Genomic DNA, 17,083 nt, shown 5'->3' on the forward strand with positions numbered 1-17,083 from the left:
AGTTTGGAGCGGGTTCAATAAAGGCGTACACTATGATGCAGGTCATGCCAGAAAAGCGGGTCAATCGACACCACATGAAATCGAACAGCGCAAGTCCGCAAGAGATCACTCCCGAGTATCTCGCCGGTTTACTCGGCGAGGTCGCTTTGTCTCGTTCTCGGCGAGCATTCTCCGAATTATTTAAACATTTCGCACCGAGGTTGCAGAGTTTTGCGACGCGCCAGTTTGGCAACGAGCAGACCGCAATGGATTTGGTGCAAGAGACAATGACCAACGTCTGGCACAAAGCGCATTTATTTAGCCCAGACAAAGGTTCGCCAACAACTTGGATTTTTACCATTGCGCGGAACATTCGGTTCGATATTTTACGAAAGAACAAAAAGAATCAAAATGACATTAGCGCTGACGAACTCTGGCCTGTACTGTCGGAGGAAATGTCTGATAGCGATGATGAGTTCGCAATTGATCAGACCATTTTGCTGCAAGAAATCACCAGCTACTACAGTCAACTTCCAGACGCTCAGCGCGTGGTCATTGAACATATTTACATCGAAGGAAAATCGCAACAAGAGGTTTCCGACGAGTTAGGTATACCATTGGGTACGGTTAAATCTCGCACCCGCTTGGCGTTACAAAAACTAAGAGAGCTGATAACTGATCATGATTAAATTCCATCCAAACGAAGAACTGCTTGTGCAGTACGTCCAGGGAAATCTCGACAGCGCCCTCGCCGTTGTGGTTGGGACTCATATAGACATGTGTCAGCACTGCGCACAACAGAAGAAAGACATTGAAGACCATCTTTCAGCCAAGGCGTTCGGCGCCGCGACCGACTTTAATGAGTTGTCGATGCAGACGATGCTCGACGAAATCATGAATTCATCGGCACCAGCGATCGAGGTACCGCATAAGGTCAATAAACACGTTGTGGTTGAAGGCAAGCAATTTCGTCTGCCGCCATCATTGGCTCGTGTTTCAAAGCGACTTGGTGAGTGGAGTAAGGTTCCCGGTTCGGTTTGGCGTGCACCGTTGCAGATCGATAACGACAGCGCGATTAACTTAATCTATATGGGTGCCGGTGCGTCGGTTCCTGAGCATACGCATCGTAGTCAGGAAGCGACGCTAGTGCTAAATGGTACCTTTATTGATGAGCATGACCGTTACCATGATGGCGACTTCGTGTTTCTGAACGCAGATCATCGTCATTCACCACAAACCGCAGAAGAGGACTGCCTGACGTTGGCTTGGCTCGACGCCCCACTGCAGTTCACGTCGGGCATGGCACGCTTGTTGAATCCGTTTAGCAGTCTGTTTTTTAAGTAGACAATGTTTTGAAATCAAAAAGAGCTACGCAAGTAGCTCTTTTTGATTTCAGAAATAACGAAAAAAGCGACTACACATAGTGCAATCGCTTTTTTAGGTTTGACCTTATTCGTCTAAGTTCGCGTCTTCTACCCGAGCCTTAAACTTCTGACCTGGACGGAATGTGACAACACGCCGCGCTGAAATTGGAATATCCTCACCAGTCTTTGGGTTACGGCCTGGTCGTTGCGACTTGTCACGCAAATCGAAATTACCAAATCCGGAGATTTTGACTTGTTCCCCACTTTCTAATGCTTGACGAATCTCTTCAAAGAAGCGCTCTACCAATTCCTTGGCATCACGACGATTAATCCCTAACTTTTCGTACAAATGTTCGGCAATTTCAGCTTTGGTCAGTGCCATATTAACTGTCCCTCAACACCGCATTGAATTCAGTTCGCAGCGCATTTATGACCTGTTCCATCAGAGAATTGACTTCCTGATCTTCCAAGGTTCGATCTGCCGCCTGCAAGGTTAGAGCAATTGCCAAACTCTTTTGTGACTCTGGCACATTGTCTCCGGTATACACGTCAAATAAGTTTAGGTCAACTAACTGATTTGCGCCAATATTTTTAATAGTTTCAAGAATTTCACCGGCAGCGACCTGACGATCAACTAAAACCGCGATATCACGACGAATTGACGGGAACTTAGAAATCACTCCAGCAACGGGAATTGTGCGCTCTTGCAGCAGATTTAAAGCCAATTCAAAGACAAAAGCACGCCCTTTTAAGCCGAATAGCTTTTCAAACTGCGGATGCAATGCACCGGCATAGCCGATCAAAGTTTCACCACGATAAATCGCTGCACTCTGTCCCGGATGCAACGCGGTATGCGCCGACGCAACAAAGCGGAACTGTTCAAATCGTCCGGTTGCGCGCAACAAGGTTTCGACCTGACCTTTGAGATCGTAAAAATCAACTGGACGAACACCGTCACTCCAATGTTCACCTTGCGTTGTGCCCATTAAAACACCCGCCAACATGGGTTGTTGCTGGATACCGTTTTCGGCATCCACATTGGGGATAAACCGCAAGCCAGATTCAAACAAGCGAATATTCTGCTGCTGGCGTTTTTGATTGTAGCCTGCTGCTGAAAGTAAGCCTGGCCACAACCCTAACCGCATTGATGACATTTCGATAGAAATCGGGTGCGGCAATGTCAGTGCCGCCAATTCTGGATAGAGCTGAGCTTGCTGCTTTGGATCAACAAAGCTATAGGTGATCGCTTCTTGATAACCTTGAGCCAGCAACGTTTGTTGCAGATTACGAAGACTTAAAAGACGCTCATCATTTCGCGTCATGCGCAATTCAGCGGTCGGTGCGACGGCTGGAATTTGGTTGTAGCCAAACACCCGCGCCACTTCTTCAATTAAATCTTCTTCAATCGTGATGTCAAAACGGTAAGTTGGTACTTGTACGTGCCAGCCCGTTGTTGATTTCTCAACAGCAAACCCTAACCGAGTCAAAATCGTTTCGACATCCGTAACCGCAATTTCAGTACCCAAAACGCGCGTTAAGCGATCGGCTCGTAAACTAATTTCGGCAGCTTTCGGCAAATGATCTTGGCTCACCGCTTCCACCACAGGACCTGCTTCGCCACCACAAATTTCAAGAATCAATGCGGTTGCACGTTCCATTGCTGTACGTTGTAGCTCTGGATCAACGCCACGCTCATAGCGATGCGACGCGTCGGTATGTAAACCAAAGCGACGAGCCCGACCCATAATCGCATCCGGCGCAAAAAACGCACTTTCGAGGAAAATATCGCGCGACTCGGTAGTCACGCCACTCTCTTCGCCACCGAAAATACCGGCCATGGCCAAAGCTTTCTGTTCATCGGCAATCACCAATACATCGTCTTGCAAGGTAACTTCTTGACCATCAAGAAGCGTTAGCTTCTCACCGTTATTCGCCATACGAACATGAATATCGCCGCTTAACTGCTGCAAATCGAATGCATGCATCGGGTGACCCAGCTCAAGCAGAACATAGTTAGTAATATCAACGACGGCATCAATTGAGCGCACGCCCGCACGACGCAAGCGTTCCTGCAGCCACAGCGGTGCTTGGGTATTCGCATTAACATTGCGAATCACGCGACCTAAATAACGTGGACAGGCTGCGGGAGCATCTAAGCGAATAGCGCGAGTTTCTTCGATGCTTGGCGCTACCGCTGGGAATTGAGGTTCGTGGACGTCAATCCGGTTCAACACCCCAACTTCGCGAGCTAAACCGCGGATACCAAGGCAGTCAGCGCGGTTTGGCGTTAAATCAATCTCAATCGCATGATCATTTAAACCGAGCCATTCACGGAAGTCTTTGCCAACTGGTGCGTCCGCAGGTAATTCCATAATACCGTCGTGATCATCACTCAATTCAAGTTCCGACGCTGAACACAACATACCATGTGAAGGCTCACCACGAAGCTTGCTTTTCTTGATCTTAAAGTCGCCCGGCAATTCTGCGCCGACCGTCGCTACTGCAACTTTAATACCGGTGCGGCAGTTCGAAGCGCCACAGACGATATCAAGCAGTTCATCACCACCCACATCCACTTTCGTTACGCGCAGTTTGTCTGCGTTCGGGTGTTGCTCACAGGCTTTCACTTCGCCAACAACAACACCATGGAAAACACCTGCAACTGGCTCGATGCCATCAACTTCTAAACCAGCCATGCTTAATTGTTCGGCTAATTGCTCGGTGCTCAGCTCTGGGTTGACCCACTCTCGTAACCACTGTTCACTGAATTTCATAATCTCTTCTTCCCTCTACCGCTTAGCCGAACTGTTTTAAGAAACGTAAGTCATTTTCAAAGAATGCACGTAAGTCATTAACGCCGTAACGGATCATAGTTAACCGTTCAACGCCCATACCAAACGCAAAACCGGTATATTCCTCTGGGTCAATATTCACTGCTTTCAACACGTTTGGATGCACCATGCCACAACCTAATACTTCCAACCATTGACCATCTTTACGGCGCACATCAACCTCTGCTGAAGGCTCAGTAAACGGGAAGAAAGAAGGACGGAAACGAATTTCCAGATCTTCTTCAAAAAAGTGGTGCAGGAAATCATGCAAAATACCTTTCAGTTCAGCAAAGCTGACATTCTTGTCGACCATTAAGCCTTCGACCTGATGGAACATCGGTGTGTGAGTTTGGTCGTAGTCATTCCGATAAACACGGCCAGGCGCAATAATGCGTAGTGGTGGCTGTTGTTTTTCCATGGTGCGAATTTGCACGCCTGAGGTATGCGTACGCAACATGGCGTCAGCATTAAAATAAAAGGTATCGTGATCGGCACGCGCTGGATGCTGAGGAGGAATATTCAAGGCATCGAAATTATGAAACGCATCTTCCACTTCAGGGCCCTGTTTGACACCAAAGCCAAGCTGACCGAAGTAATCTTCGATACGCTGAATCGTACGTGTCACAGGGTGCAAGCCACCGAGCTGATTCATGCGCCCTGCTAACGTGACGTCAATGCGCTCAGCTTCTAAACGCTGGTTCATTTCCGCGTCTTTAAGTTCGTCACGACGGGCATTGAGTATATCTTGCAATTCTTGTTTCGCTTGGTTGATGAGCTGGCCAGCCTGCGGACGTTCTTCCGGACTTAGCTTACCCAGGCTTTTTAACTGCTCGGTTAAATGCCCTTTTTTACCCATATACTCAACCCGAACATCTTCGAGTTGCGCTGGCGTCATTGCACCGGCTGCAGCCGCTTTACCCGCTGCTAGAATTGCTTGTAAATCCATCATCGTCCTCAAATACCTAAACCGAAACCGCTTTGCTTCCGGGACCAATACGAAAGGGCGTATGATAGCAGAATCAAGCCCTTACGTGCATATAAAAAATACAACAAAAAGGGAGCCAATGGCTCCCTTCTCTATTCTAGCTTGAAGCTGTATGCTTACGCAGACAGACCTTCTTTCGCTTTCTCAACCAATGCAGCAAAACCTGCTTGGTCGTGAACAGCGATATCAGCCAAAATCTTACGGTCGATCTCAACAGATGCTTTCTTCAAACCGTTAATAAAACGGCTGTAAGAGAGGCCACCTTGACGAGCCGCTGCGTTGATACGAACGATCCATAATTGACGGAACGTACGTTTCTTCACGCGACGGTCACGGTATGCGTATTGACCTGCTTTGGTTACAGCTTGCTTTGCAACGCGGAATACGCGACTGCGAGCACCGTAGTAACCTTTCGCCTGCTTCATGATTTTCTTGTGACGCGCACGCGCCATCACACCACGTTTTACTCGTGCCATGTGTCAGTCTCCTCTCTTATGCGTACGGTAACATGCGATCGACTAAAGCAACATCGCTCTTATGAACCATGCTCTTTGCCCGCAAGTGACGTTTACGCTTCGAGCTCTTCTTGGTCAAAATGTGACGCAAGTGAGACTGTTTGCACTTGTAACCGCCTGAAGCAGTTTTCTTAAAACGCTTAGTAGCGCTTTTTACACTTTTCATTTTTGGCATTGCAAAAACTCCGCATTGAGATTGCCATTAAGTAGCCGGGGTGAAGTTTTCCGGTTGAAAACTTACTTGTAAACCCACGTTACTTGTTACTAATTGGGGCCAGAACCATAATCATCTGACGCCCTTCGGCCCGACGAGGGAACGATTCACAAGTTGATACTTCGTCTAAATCGGTTTTAATCCGCTCTAGAAGTTCAATACCAATCTCCTGATGTGCCATTTCCCGGCCACGGAAACGAATAGTGACTTTCGCTTTGTCACCACCCTCAAGAAAGCGACGCAGGTTGCGCAGTTTTACCTGGTAATCGCCTTCGTCTGTACCAGGTCGGAATTTAACTTCCTTGACCTGAATCTGTTTCTGCTTCTTCTTCTGCTCTTTCTGCTGCTTACTTTTCTCGTAAAGGAACTTACCATAGTCCATTACGCGACACACAGGCGGCTCAGCATTCGGGCTGATCTCAACCAGATCGAGCCCAGCTTCTGTCGCAACTTCAAGTGCTTCGGTTAAGCTTACAACACCCCGCTGCTCTCCTTCGCCGTCGATTAAACGGACTTCTGCAGCAGTGATGTCTTCATTAATACGTGTTTTGTCGACCTTTTGGCCTTTTTTTCCGCCTTTAATTGTGTCTTCCTCCAATCAGTTCTAAGAAATTACGCGGCTAGATACTTCTTCGCGTATGCGAGCCATGAAGTCGGCCACGGCAAACTTGCCGAGGTCTTCACCTCGCCGGGTACGAACCGCGACTTGTCCTTCTTCTACCTCGCGATCTCCTACCACCAATAAATACGGCACGCGCTTGAGCGTGTGCTCGCGAATTTTAAAGCCTATTTTCTCATTTCTCAAGTCAGCTTTTGCTCTAAAACCCTGTTTTTTCAATTCTGAGACTAAATTTTCGACATATTCCGCCTGATTATCGGTAATATTCATCACCACCACCTGCATTGGCGCTAACCAAAGCGGGAAATAACCGGCGTACTCTTCGATTAAAATACCCATGAAGCGTTCCAGCGAACCTAAAATTGCGCGGTGAATCATCACCGGCACATGGCGTTCGTTGTCTTCGCCGACATAAGTTGCGCCCAAACGGTCTGGTAACGCAAAGTCTAGCTGTATTGTACCACACTGCCATGCGCGACCGAGACAATCATGCAAAGTAAATTCGATCTTTGGTCCGTAGAAGGCTCCCTCACCCGGCAAGTACTCAAATTCGATGTCGTGGCTCTTTAATGCGTCAGCTAACGCAGCTTCGGCACGATCCCACATTGCATCGTCACCTAAACGCTTAGCAGGACGCGTTGAAAGTTTGACGACAATGTTGTCGAAACCAAAGGCTTGATAGGTTTCATAAACCATCCGAATACAGCCAGCGACTTCGTCTTGGACTTGCTCTTGGGTACAGAAGATATGGGCGTCGTCTTGGGTAAAACCGCGCACGCGCATCAAGCCATGCAATGCACCACTTGGCTCATTACGATGGCAGCAGCCGAATTCAGCCATCCGCAACGGCAAGTCACGATAGGATTTTAAGCCCTGATTAAAAATCTGCACGTGGCCCGGACAGTTCATTGGCTTCACCGCATATTCACGATTTTCCGACGATGTGGTAAACATCAGCTCTGAGAATTTCTCCCAGTGACCCGATTTCTCCCACAGCACGCGGTCCATCATTAACGGGCCTTTGACTTCCTGATAGTCATAGTCATGCAGCTTTTCGCGCACAAATTTTTCTAACTCTTGGAAGATAGTCCAGCCATTGTGATGCCAAAACACCATGCCCGGCGCTTCTTCTTGCCAATGGAATAGATCTTGGGTTTTACCAATTTTGCGATGGTCACGCTTTTCTGCTTCTTCTAAACGCTGCAAATAAGCTTTTAATTCTTTCTTATCCGCCCATGCGGTGCCGTAAATCCGTTGCAACATTTTATTATCGGAATTGCCGCGCCAATAAGCACCAGCCACTTTCATGATTTTAAAATGTTGACAAAAACGCATATTGGGCACGTGTGGGCCGCGACACATGTCGATATATTCTTCGTGGTGGTACAAACCCGGACGATCATCACGAGCAATATTTTCATCAAGAATTTCAACTTTGTAGCTTTCACCGCGCTGCACGAATACTTCACGAGCCTCGTCCCAGCTTACGCGCTTCTTAATGACGTCATAATTGGTTTTTTGTAATTCCTGCATGCGCTTTTCCAACGCATCAAGGTCATCTTGTGACAATGGCCGGTCGATATCGACATCGTAATAAAACCCGTTATCAATAGTTGGGCCTATCGCCATTTTCGTATTTGGCCACAACTGCTTGATAGCATGCCCGAGCAAATGCGCGCAGGAGTGACGGATGATCTCAACCCCTTCCGGGTTTTTCGGTGTGATTATGGCGAGCGTCGCGTCATTTTCGATGACTTCACAAGCGTCAACGAGTTCACCATTTATGCGACCAGCTACCGTTGCCTTGGCTAAACCAGGGCCAATGTCATTGGCCACATCAAGAACTGAAACGGGGCGGTCGAATTCGCGTTTGCTACCATCAGGGAGAGTAATTACCGGCATGATCTTTCCTTTTTACAGTGGTGACACCTACCAAGTGCCACTTGTATGAATTAAATACGTCGAAAAATGAACCGGGCAACTATACCGAAGCATAGCCTTCGACGCAATCAAGAATCACGCTAACAGTCTGACTTACAGCAGGAACAAGGCACTGATTCCGAGCATGGCGATGACGGTACCAGCAAGCGCTCGAAAACTAATACGACGGCCACGGATAAAGTTGATACCGAGCATAAACAATGGCGCTGTGGACAAGAGTGTTTGTGCAATCCCCGGCGTAACATAAGCAATCGCCGTCTGTTGTAGCCAAATCGCCAAAAAAGTTCCGAGGAAAATCGCTGTTAACAAGGTCGGTAAATTCGTTTGACGAACCGCGCTCACGGTTTGTTTGAGCATCTGCGGCCGCATCATCAACAGCGCCAGTGTTAACACGATAGTGCCCGCCGCGAGACGCAACATGGCAGCTTGTAGCGCGTTAATCGAGAAGTGTTGAAACGCATAAAAAGCCATCACTAAACCCACAGCTTGACAGACTGCGGCAGCAACACCAAATAGTATACCACTGCGCGACAATGGCACCCCGGCAACAGGCTGTCGTTCAGTCAACACCAAAAGGACACCACTAATTACCACGATGGCAGCGACAAGCTCACGCCAACTTAGGGTTTCACTGATAAACAACCATGCAATCAGCGCGGCAAACGGCGGCGCAAGATATTCCAGCAGGATAGTATGTCCAGCGCCAAGTCGACGAAGTGCGGAAAAGTAACAGGTATCGCCAATTGTGATGCCAATGACGCCGCTCAATAACAGTAACCAAATTGGCGTGCTCGCCCAACTCAACTGCTCGAGATTACTAAAGATCAGAAGACCAATGGCAAGCAAAGGGGTTGCAATCAGGCCTTTTACCAAATTCAGCTGCGCTGAACTCAAATGGTGACTACTGCGCGCATACATTAACGTCGCTAACGCCCAGCAAAACGCCGCAAGTAAGGCTGCACCCTGCCCTAAATAAGCACTCATTGATGCCTCAAAGGTAAGAAAATTTGTCGAAATGACGTCACGTTACACACTCCCAAGCAGAATCCACAGCAGTAAGCGGTTGGCGTTGCTATAGTTGAAGACAGAGGTACTTTTTTGCGACTGTTCGAGGACATCGTTATGGACCAAGAAAAATTGCACGATGCAGCAGCACATTGCCCACATTGCGGGCACACCATTCATTTTTACGTCGACTTATCCGCTGACGATCCGCAAAACTATGAAGAAGAGTGCCCGGTTTGCGGCGATATTTTATATGTCGAACTGTTCCGTGATGTCGGCGACGACAAGTTTCATGTCCGCATTAAAGCGGACGATGAACAATATTATTAATCGGCATTTAATCGGCAATGGTTCGCTGCAAAACACGTTTTACCGTTTCGACAATGGTCACCGTTTGCTGATCCGCTTCAATATTTAATTTTTGTCCCGGTGTAGCATCGCCAAGAATGGTCAAATCCAGGGTCTCTGGAATTAAATGCAGCCAAAACCCCTCGTCGGAGACTTCGCCAACGGTTAAACTTGCACCGTCCACCGCCACAAAACCTTTAGGTAAAATATACTCAAGCCACTTCGGCGCCAGCTTTAAATACATACGGCAGTTGTTTTCACTGTCAATACGCTCAGCCAATACAGCGGTGGTTTGAATATGCCCGGAAACAATATGCCCACCCAGCTCACGTCCGAGGGTTAAAGAGCGCTCGAAGTTCACCGTACTGCCTACACGAAGATCACCCAAATTGGTCAAACGAAGGGTTTCATCAATAACATCAAACCGAACCAACGAACGCTCTGGTGCCGCGTGGTGGTCAAAACCTGTAACCGTTAAGCAGCAACCATTGATCGCAATACTAGCGCCGGTTTCAACCGCTAAAAGATGCTCTGGCGCAACCGCGATTTCAAGTTGACGAAATTGCCCTTGGTCTCGAATCGAGTTAACCTGAGCCTTAGTTTGAACAATACCGGTAAACATAGAGACCTCTTATCTTGGACTGCGACCATGCCCGCAAAAATCGCCGCTAGTGTAACGCAAAAGTTGAGTTTGCGCACGGCTCTACTGCTCTGCTTTACTGTTCTCCTCGTAGGCGGCTGTAGTCGCAGCAGCTCGTCGGCACTGAGCGAATATCAAGCGCGAATTGCGCGCTTGACCGACAGTGAAACTGTTCCCGTTCAACGCCCTAATTTCGAACGTTTGCCGCGTGTGCAAGAAAGTCGCAGTGAAATTCCTGAATACACCATTAGCTTGGTTGCAAGCCAACGTTTAAATCGCTGTCGAGCTGGTCAATTGATAGCGGATCGCAATAGTTCCTTAGGACGCGTGCAACCCCCTCATTTACGTTTGCGGCATGAAATTGAGATGCTGATCGCCCTGCCAGAATGTCTGGCTGATGCTGACGTCGCGAGTCAATCTATCGCCGCTGAACTGGCGACAGCAATCACCCACAAACAAGAGACACTGCCGCTTTGGACGCAGCGTTTGCTGACCACGGAACCCATTTTGCGCGACGCTTTGCGCCCCGGCCGCAAGGTTCTCGGACCAGAGGAAATGGCCGGTGCTCAAGAAACCTTAGCGGCACTGGACAACATTCTTTATGTACTCGCTGCTATCGACGAGTACCTCGATGAACCGAGCCAAACTGATGTATTGGATGATTTGAATTTGGCAGAATACTGGCAACCCAGTTGGCAAGCACTTGGCCAAAGTGATTTTCTACCGCGCTACTGGCGCTCGCAACAACATGCTTTGGGTGCAATGCGCGCACTAAATCTACAATTAGCAGGAGCTGAACAGGCGCTACGATGCTCGGCTACTCGAACACCTGTTGAAGCAGAATATCTACACACGGTGATGTTGAATTTCTGGATTGCTGAGTTGCAACCCATGTTCGCGCACTGGAACAGCTTACAGCAGCAGTTAACCGTGCGTTTGCAACAGCTCCAAAGCTTTTATGAATCGTCGGCATGGCTCGATTATTTTGAGCATTTAATCGGCGAGCAGAGTTATGCGGCACAATTGCAACGGGAAGTTCGAATACATGCGGAACATTGGCAGAGCCTGCTCGCGTCTTGTCAGCTCGATCCGGTCTCTGGCCGACGTAATTGAAATGCCGCAGGAATGGTACGGATTCGGATTGGTGTCGTGCCAATCCATTCACCATCAGCTTCGACGGGTAAATTCGGTGTGGTAATTTCCAGTGCCGAAAATTGCCCGCTGTGCACTTGCTTAAGACCTAAATGTCGCCCTTGATAGAGCTTCGGTAGGCTGACTAATTTGCGCCACAGCGGCATCGCCTCAATTAAGCTATAGGCCAAGTAACCATCATTCAACACGGCGTGTGGTGCTATGTGCATGCCGGCACCAAAATAATTGCCATTGGCAGCAGTGAGAAGTAAGGTTTTTCGCTGCCCTAATGCCAGCAATTTCTGCTGCGTACCACGAAAATGTAAGGGTTGTTCGCGGTAATTGATTAGACTCAGCAATGCACACGCGAGGTAACTCAGTCGCGGCCATAGGTACTTTTTATGACCCAAACGCTGCACAATTTCCGCGTCAAAGCCAACACCGGCAACATTAATAAAATACCGCGAACCTACCTGGCCAAGGTCAATGGTCTGGATGGGCGCTGTTAACGCCTGTTCAAGCCAGAACTGGTCGCTGTGTAATTTGGATTTGCTGCCTACTTGCGCTTGGAACCAGCTACGGGCAAAGTCATTTCCTGTGCCGCAGGGTATATAACCCACGGGCAACTGGCTTCCAACGATAGCATTAGCCGCTTGATGCAAAGTGCCATCACCGCCGAGTACGACCACACGCTCGATCGCTGTGGTCGCTTGCAAACGCTCAAACGCGGCGACTGTTTGCGCCACCTGAGGGTACGTTTCAAACCGACAGCAACGCTCGCCTACAGCTTGCAAATGGCGCTCAAGCAAGGTCACAAAACGGTCTTTGCGACGATTCGCTAACGGATTAAGAAAAAGAACCGTCGTCAATGCTGAGACTCCTCCTTGAGTTTAGAGCTCATTTAGCTTTCATCGCGTGGACGTAGGTTTTCAAACACTTCACTCGCTTTGTAAACATTCTCTTCATCAGGTAAAGGACCACGACCTAGACGAATCTCTAAATTCACTTCCACTTCACTGCGACCGTCGCCCAAGGTTAATCCCATGTGATAACGCGTGAATGGACCAGGATATCCCATGCCAAAGCCAACATGACTAGTACTCACTCGCTCACGGTCAACAAACGTTTCACGATTAGTTACACGAAACCAATCATAGCCGCGCTCGAGCGTCAACTCGCTCGCTCGTAACATGGCGTAATCGACAGCCATGCCAATGTTATCACCGCGCGCTTTAAAATTGACTCGATATTGCTCATCGGTAATTTGCCGTTCGGAATAGCCAAAGCCGCCACGTTGCGCTTCACGGTAAGCCGGTTGCCCAGCACAGGCACTTAAAAACAGCACTGTGGTGATCATCAATCCCATGAATCTAAGCATACAACACCTCTTGGTTTCTGTGCATTCGCGTTATTTATTATAGTCGGCGGCGGCGGTTTGGGTTCAGCTCTTTATCAAATCTTTGCCAATTTGGTAAATACTGGTCCATTAAGCGATAGAACCGTGGACTATGGCTTGCTTCATGCAAATGCACTAACTCGTGAACGAGAACATAATCAATTAACTCTGGCGCTTTATCGGCTAACATCAAACTCAGCCAAACCCTGCCAGTGCGCACATTACAGCTTCCCCAGCGAGTATGCATTTTTTTCACACGTACATCGGTTATCGTAACGCCAACCTGCGTCGCTAAACTAATCACGCGTGCCGATGCATAGTCTTGAAGCTGTTGCCGCTTTCCTTCAAGTGCGTCCCAATTCACCAATTTTGGAGCTTGCTCCGATCCCGAAATGCGCTCAACATGATGACGGATCCAAGTGCTTTTTTCGGCGACAAACCGCAATACGTCGCGATCGCTTGCCCATGGTGGTGCCGACACACGGACTTCGCCACTATCACTGCGAATACGGATTCGTATCGTTTTCATTACTTTTCGGGTCAGCTTAAACCGCACCCCGGCGTGTTCATACCACATTGAATACCTTGAAATTTTCTACATTGCTTCAGCAGGCGAGGTTTCTCGACCACCATAGCACAAGTTGTCGAATAGAGTGCAGCCTGCCATACTCAAATCAGAATAAAAATTTCCTCATTAAGGAGTTAAGCTATGCAGTCCAATCCGACTTTGCCGCACACCAATTCTTCCAAAACTTGGCCAACACTATTCGCGGGTCTCCTGCTCACAGTACCACTCTGGTTTAGCCCAACAAGTCAGGCCAAAGAGCAACGCTCATTGCATAGCATTAGTGAGCAACTTGAACAACAAGTGATTGCGTGGCGACGCGACATTCATCAGCACCCCGAGTTAAGTAACCGCGAGTTTCGCACCGCAGCGCTCGTTGCTGAGCATCTTCGTTCGCTCGACATGGAGGTGCAAACCGAAATTGCGCACACCGGCGTGGTTGGTTTTCTCCGCGGCGGTAAGCCCGGCCCAACGATTGCGCTGCGCGCGGATATGGACGCTTTACCGGTGAAAGAACTTACCGACGTCCCCTTTGCTTCGCAAGCAATGGGCGAATATCGTGGCCGCGAAGTGCCCGTCATGCACGCCTGCGGCCATGATTTGCACGTCGCTATGTTACTCGGCGCTGCGACCCACCTTGCCGCTCATCGCGACGAGATCGAAGGCAACGTCATGTTTATCTTTCAACCTGCCGAAGAAGGCGCTCCCGAGGGCGAAGAAGGCGGTGCTGAACTGATGTTAAAGGAAGGACTTTTCGCTGAACACAAGCCCGACGTCGTGCTCGGTATTCATGTTTGGTCTGCCGGCAATACTGGCGTTATTGGCTACCGCAAAGGTCCGCTAATGGCATCCTCTGATCGTTTTGAAATTACCATTAAGGGCGAGCAAACGCATGGTTCGCGGCCGTGGGGAGGAATTGACCCGATTGTCACCGCAGCACAGGTAATCAATAACGTGCAAACCATCGTTAGCCGACAAGTAGACGTCACCAAAGCACCTGCTGTGGTTAGCTTTGGTATTGTCGAAGGTGGTGTGCGTAACAATATCATTCCTGATGAAGTCTATTTAGAAGGCACCATCCGCAATTTTGACATGGGCATTCGCGCTGACATCTTCCAACTTCTAGAACGTACGGCGACCCACACGGCAAAAGCTGCTGGTGCTGAAGCACATATTCATATTCATGAAGGCTACCCGGTGACTTATAACGATCCGGAATTGGTTGCCCACTTGCTGCCATTAACCCAGGTCGTTGCTGGCGAGCAAAATGTCCGTGAAAACGAACTGGTTACTGGAGCCGAAGACTTTTCATTCTATGCTCAAGAAGTTCCGGGGATGTTCGTTTTCTTAGGTATTACACCTCACGACCAAGACCCAGCGACAGCACCTAGTAATCATTCACCTTACTTCTATGCTGACGAAGATGCACTGCGCACTGGCACAGAGCTCTTTATCAACTGGGTGATGCATTTCCCTCACGATTTTCTTTCCCGCTAAACAATAAAGGCCACGTCATCGTGGCCTTTCGTTTATCTATCCTGCCAAGCCGGCATCGGTATTCGCGGTTCTGCTACTGCTTGTTGCGGCGGCCAAACCACCCGCTTTTCACCGTCTTGCCATTGAATGAACACGCCTTGGTGAGCGATTTGATAGCCGCGCTTGTCGACTTTAAACGGACCAAACACGGTTGTGATTTCAGTATTTAAAAGCACATCCCTGATCGCATCGCTATTGAGGCTGCCGGCGCTCGTAATCGCATGTGCAAGCAGCTGGCAACTGCCATAGGCACCCGCAGCATGAAAACTCGGTGCCCGTTGAAAACGCTCTTGATAAGCGGCAACAAACGCATGAGAGCCAGGTAAAGGAACCGACGCCTCCCACGCTGACAACCCGAACATATAATCCGCATCAGCACCTAATGCTTGCTGAAATTCGTCGACTGCACCCGAATTTCCGACCATTTTCACATCGATATCAAGCGCTTTTAATTGCTCAGTAATGGTCACGAAATTGTCGAGTGCCGACGCCGCAAGGGCCAACACTTCTGTTTCAGCAGCTGCGATTTCCTGTAAAAAGTGAGAGAAATCGGACGTACCACTGGGGTAAGCCTGATTAAAAACAACCTCCATCCCCTTTTCGTTGGCTAATCGTGCTGCACCTTGACCTGCTGCATGCGGAAATAGAGCATCTTCATGCAAGACCGCCACGCGCTGATAACCATGCTCTTCGGCTAAGGTAATCAAGCCTGCCAAAAAGACATCTGCTGGTGGCAACACCATAAATAGATGATGACGCCCTTGTTCCCAAATTGACGACGTGGCTGCTAACGGCGTTATGTGAACAAAACGGTGTTTCTCGGTAATCGGGGCAACGGCCTCGGTGAGCGTGGAGCCATATGGCCCCATAATTGCATCGACTCGGTCCTCTGTAATTAGCTGCTCATACAAGGCCTGAGCTTTTGTTTGACTCGACTCGTCATCATAAATCACAAATTCAACTGGGCGTCCTAACAGCCCGCCACTTCGATTGAGATCTTCCGCACAGAGCAGATACCCATTTCGAGCGGCGCTTCCTTGGGTAACATACGCACCTGTTTGCGACATGGTTGCGCCGATGCGCAGTGGTTCCGTTATACCATCATCACATCCGGCCAACGTTGTTAACGATGCGGCAGCAAAGACAACACTGAATCGATGAATTGAAGTTTTCACGAGCCTTCCTTTTATTTTTGTTTTTATTTTTGCTTTTGTAGCTATAACCATAGGTGAAATTGTCCCCCGATGTAAGTCATTTTTACCTTTAGATGACGCGAATTTGACAATTATTGACGATTCTTCATAACGAAAATCCGTCTTCATCGTTCTACACTACTGTTGTCCTGCAGTCGAACCACACCTCGTGTGAAACCGCTGCATTGAAAAGGAGTACCACAATGAAACACCAATCTACGTTCCTTGCGAGTTCCGCGTTAGCGGCCGTGTTAGCAATGACACCTGCCGTAGCGAATGAGCCCGCTTTTGATTTCATTTCGGCGCAATATCAAGAAACGCGTGTAAGTCAGGTTGATCTTGACGGCTACGAGCTTAATCTCTCAACGTCGATCACCGAGGACTATTTCTTTCGCCTCAGTCATTCGAACCAGTCGGCGAATCAATTTGACTTTGATCTAACTAAACTCGGTTTTGGTTACAAGCATTATGTACAGCTTGATACAGTCGCCTATGGCGGTGCTGGGCTGGTGCGCTCCCGCGCTAAATTCAACAGTCTGTCGAACTCCGACTCTGGGTTCAACGTCTTCGTTGGCGCGCGGCATAAAATGAGCCACAACCTCGAGCTCGGTATCGAGGCCGAGTATATCGATGTCGGTGATGACGATGACTTTGTCATCCATTTACAAGGTCGCTATTGGGTCGCACCGAATTTCAGCTTGGTCGGTGGCTATGCTTTTGCCAATGACGACCGCTGGTCGTTCGGTGTCGCTTTCCATTTCTAAAGCAAAGACAGTGTGCAGCTCGCTCAAATAAAATAACCCTGCATGTGCAGGGTTATT

The 17,083-nt window shown here is 48.8% G+C and carries 19 protein-coding genes; 6 read left to right on the plus strand and 13 right to left on the minus strand.

Annotation, left to right across the window (positions count from 1 at the left end; genetic code table 11):
• Positions 1-35: 35 nt before the first annotated feature.
• Both LAT77_RS00515 and LAT77_RS00520 read left to right on the plus strand, forming a co-directional pair.
• A complete protein-coding gene (locus LAT77_RS00515) occupies positions 36-668 on the plus strand; it encodes a sigma-70 family RNA polymerase sigma factor (RefSeq protein ID WP_290562829.1) in 633 nt (210 codons plus the stop codon).
• Positions 661-1,323, plus strand: a complete 663-nt coding sequence (locus LAT77_RS00520) for a ChrR family anti-sigma-E factor (protein ID WP_290562581.1) — start codon at positions 661-663, stop codon at positions 1,321-1,323. The genes LAT77_RS00515 and LAT77_RS00520 overlap by 8 nt, the downstream gene beginning before the upstream one ends.
• A gap of 105 nt (positions 1,324-1,428) precedes the next feature.
• Here LAT77_RS00520 and ihfA read toward each other — a convergent pair whose 3' ends face one another.
• The 8 genes from ihfA to LAT77_RS00560 form a co-directional block, all read right to left on the minus strand.
• Complete coding sequence (gene ihfA, locus LAT77_RS00525) at positions 1,429-1,725, minus strand: integration host factor subunit alpha (RefSeq protein WP_290562582.1); 297 nt, start codon at positions 1,723-1,725, stop codon at positions 1,429-1,431.
• A 1-nt stretch (position 1,726) separates the two neighbouring features.
• The gene (pheT, locus tag LAT77_RS00530) at positions 1,727-4,117 is read right to left on the minus strand and encodes a phenylalanine--tRNA ligase subunit beta (RefSeq protein ID WP_290562583.1); all 2,391 of its coding nucleotides are present in this window, start codon (positions 4,115-4,117) and stop codon (positions 1,727-1,729) included.
• Positions 4,118-4,139: 22 nt separating this feature from the next.
• Complete coding sequence (pheS, locus tag LAT77_RS00535; RefSeq protein ID WP_290562830.1) at positions 4,140-5,120, minus strand: phenylalanine--tRNA ligase subunit alpha; 981 nt, start codon at positions 5,118-5,120, stop codon at positions 4,140-4,142.
• 155 nt (positions 5,121-5,275) lie between these two features.
• Positions 5,276-5,635 (minus strand): 50S ribosomal protein L20, encoded by a 360-nt coding sequence (rplT, locus tag LAT77_RS00540; RefSeq protein ID WP_126790893.1) that lies wholly within the window; start codon positions 5,633-5,635, stop codon positions 5,276-5,278.
• 16 nt (positions 5,636-5,651) lie between these two features.
• Positions 5,652-5,849 carry a 50S ribosomal protein L35 gene (gene rpmI, locus LAT77_RS00545; RefSeq protein WP_126790895.1) on the minus strand — a complete coding sequence of 66 codons (198 nt, stop codon included), beginning with the start codon at positions 5,847-5,849 and terminating at the stop codon, positions 5,652-5,654.
• A gap of 79 nt (positions 5,850-5,928) precedes the next feature.
• Complete coding sequence (infC, locus tag LAT77_RS00550; protein WP_290562584.1) at positions 5,929-6,486, minus strand: translation initiation factor IF-3; 558 nt, start codon at positions 6,484-6,486, stop codon at positions 5,929-5,931.
• A 6-nt stretch (positions 6,487-6,492) separates the two neighbouring features.
• Positions 6,493-8,409, minus strand: coding sequence for a threonine--tRNA ligase (gene thrS, locus LAT77_RS00555; RefSeq protein WP_290562585.1), 1,917 nt, complete (start codon positions 8,407-8,409; stop codon positions 6,493-6,495).
• Between the two features lie 132 nt (positions 8,410-8,541).
• Entirely contained in the window at positions 8,542-9,432 is an 891-nt protein-coding gene (locus LAT77_RS00560) for a DMT family transporter (protein WP_290562586.1), read from the minus strand.
• Positions 9,433-9,570: 138 nt separating this feature from the next.
• Here LAT77_RS00560 and LAT77_RS00565 point away from each other — a divergent pair, with 138 nt between their 5' ends.
• Complete coding sequence (locus LAT77_RS00565; protein WP_290562587.1) at positions 9,571-9,783, plus strand: CPXCG motif-containing cysteine-rich protein; 213 nt, start codon at positions 9,571-9,573, stop codon at positions 9,781-9,783.
• A gap of 7 nt (positions 9,784-9,790) precedes the next feature.
• Here LAT77_RS00565 and LAT77_RS00570 read toward each other — a convergent pair whose 3' ends face one another.
• Positions 9,791-10,423, minus strand: a complete 633-nt coding sequence (locus LAT77_RS00570) for a riboflavin synthase subunit alpha (RefSeq protein ID WP_290562588.1) — start codon at positions 10,421-10,423, stop codon at positions 9,791-9,793.
• Positions 10,424-10,450: 27 nt separating this feature from the next.
• Here LAT77_RS00570 and LAT77_RS00575 point away from each other — a divergent pair, with 27 nt between their 5' ends.
• Positions 10,451-11,554, plus strand: a complete 1,104-nt coding sequence (locus LAT77_RS00575) for a DUF3080 family protein (protein WP_290562589.1) — start codon at positions 10,451-10,453, stop codon at positions 11,552-11,554.
• On the opposite strand, the gene LAT77_RS00580 is transcribed toward LAT77_RS00575, so the two are convergent.
• The 3 genes from LAT77_RS00580 to LAT77_RS00590 are packed head-to-tail and all read right to left on the minus strand — an operon-like array spanning position 11,521 to position 13,497.
• Positions 11,521-12,441 (minus strand): diacylglycerol kinase family protein, encoded by a 921-nt coding sequence (locus LAT77_RS00580; protein ID WP_290562590.1) that lies wholly within the window; start codon positions 12,439-12,441, stop codon positions 11,521-11,523. The genes LAT77_RS00575 and LAT77_RS00580 overlap by 34 nt on opposite strands.
• A gap of 32 nt (positions 12,442-12,473) precedes the next feature.
• Positions 12,474-12,950 carry a hypothetical protein gene (locus LAT77_RS00585; protein ID WP_290562591.1) on the minus strand — a complete coding sequence of 159 codons (477 nt, stop codon included), beginning with the start codon at positions 12,948-12,950 and terminating at the stop codon, positions 12,474-12,476.
• A gap of 37 nt (positions 12,951-12,987) precedes the next feature.
• The gene (locus LAT77_RS00590) at positions 12,988-13,497 is read right to left on the minus strand and encodes a M48 family metallopeptidase (protein WP_290562592.1); all 510 of its coding nucleotides are present in this window, start codon (positions 13,495-13,497) and stop codon (positions 12,988-12,990) included.
• Between the two features lie 180 nt (positions 13,498-13,677).
• Between LAT77_RS00590 and LAT77_RS00595 the strand changes: the two genes are divergently transcribed.
• Positions 13,678-15,030: an amidohydrolase gene (locus LAT77_RS00595; RefSeq protein WP_290562593.1), complete on the plus strand. Its 1,353-nt coding sequence runs from the start codon at positions 13,678-13,680 to the stop codon at positions 15,028-15,030.
• A gap of 32 nt (positions 15,031-15,062) precedes the next feature.
• On the opposite strand, the gene LAT77_RS00600 is transcribed toward LAT77_RS00595, so the two are convergent.
• Complete coding sequence (locus tag LAT77_RS00600) at positions 15,063-16,244, minus strand: amino acid ABC transporter substrate-binding protein (protein WP_290562594.1); 1,182 nt, start codon at positions 16,242-16,244, stop codon at positions 15,063-15,065.
• Between the two features lie 221 nt (positions 16,245-16,465).
• On the opposite strand from LAT77_RS00600, the gene LAT77_RS00605 reads away from it, so the two are divergent.
• The gene (locus tag LAT77_RS00605; RefSeq protein ID WP_290562595.1) at positions 16,466-17,026 is read left to right on the plus strand and encodes an outer membrane beta-barrel protein; all 561 of its coding nucleotides are present in this window, start codon (positions 16,466-16,468) and stop codon (positions 17,024-17,026) included.
• Positions 17,027-17,083 lie beyond the last annotated feature (57 nt).

It is taken from the genome of Aliidiomarina sp., assembly GCF_022565475.1.
Taxonomy (GTDB): Bacteria; Pseudomonadota; Gammaproteobacteria; order Enterobacterales; family Alteromonadaceae; genus Aliidiomarina.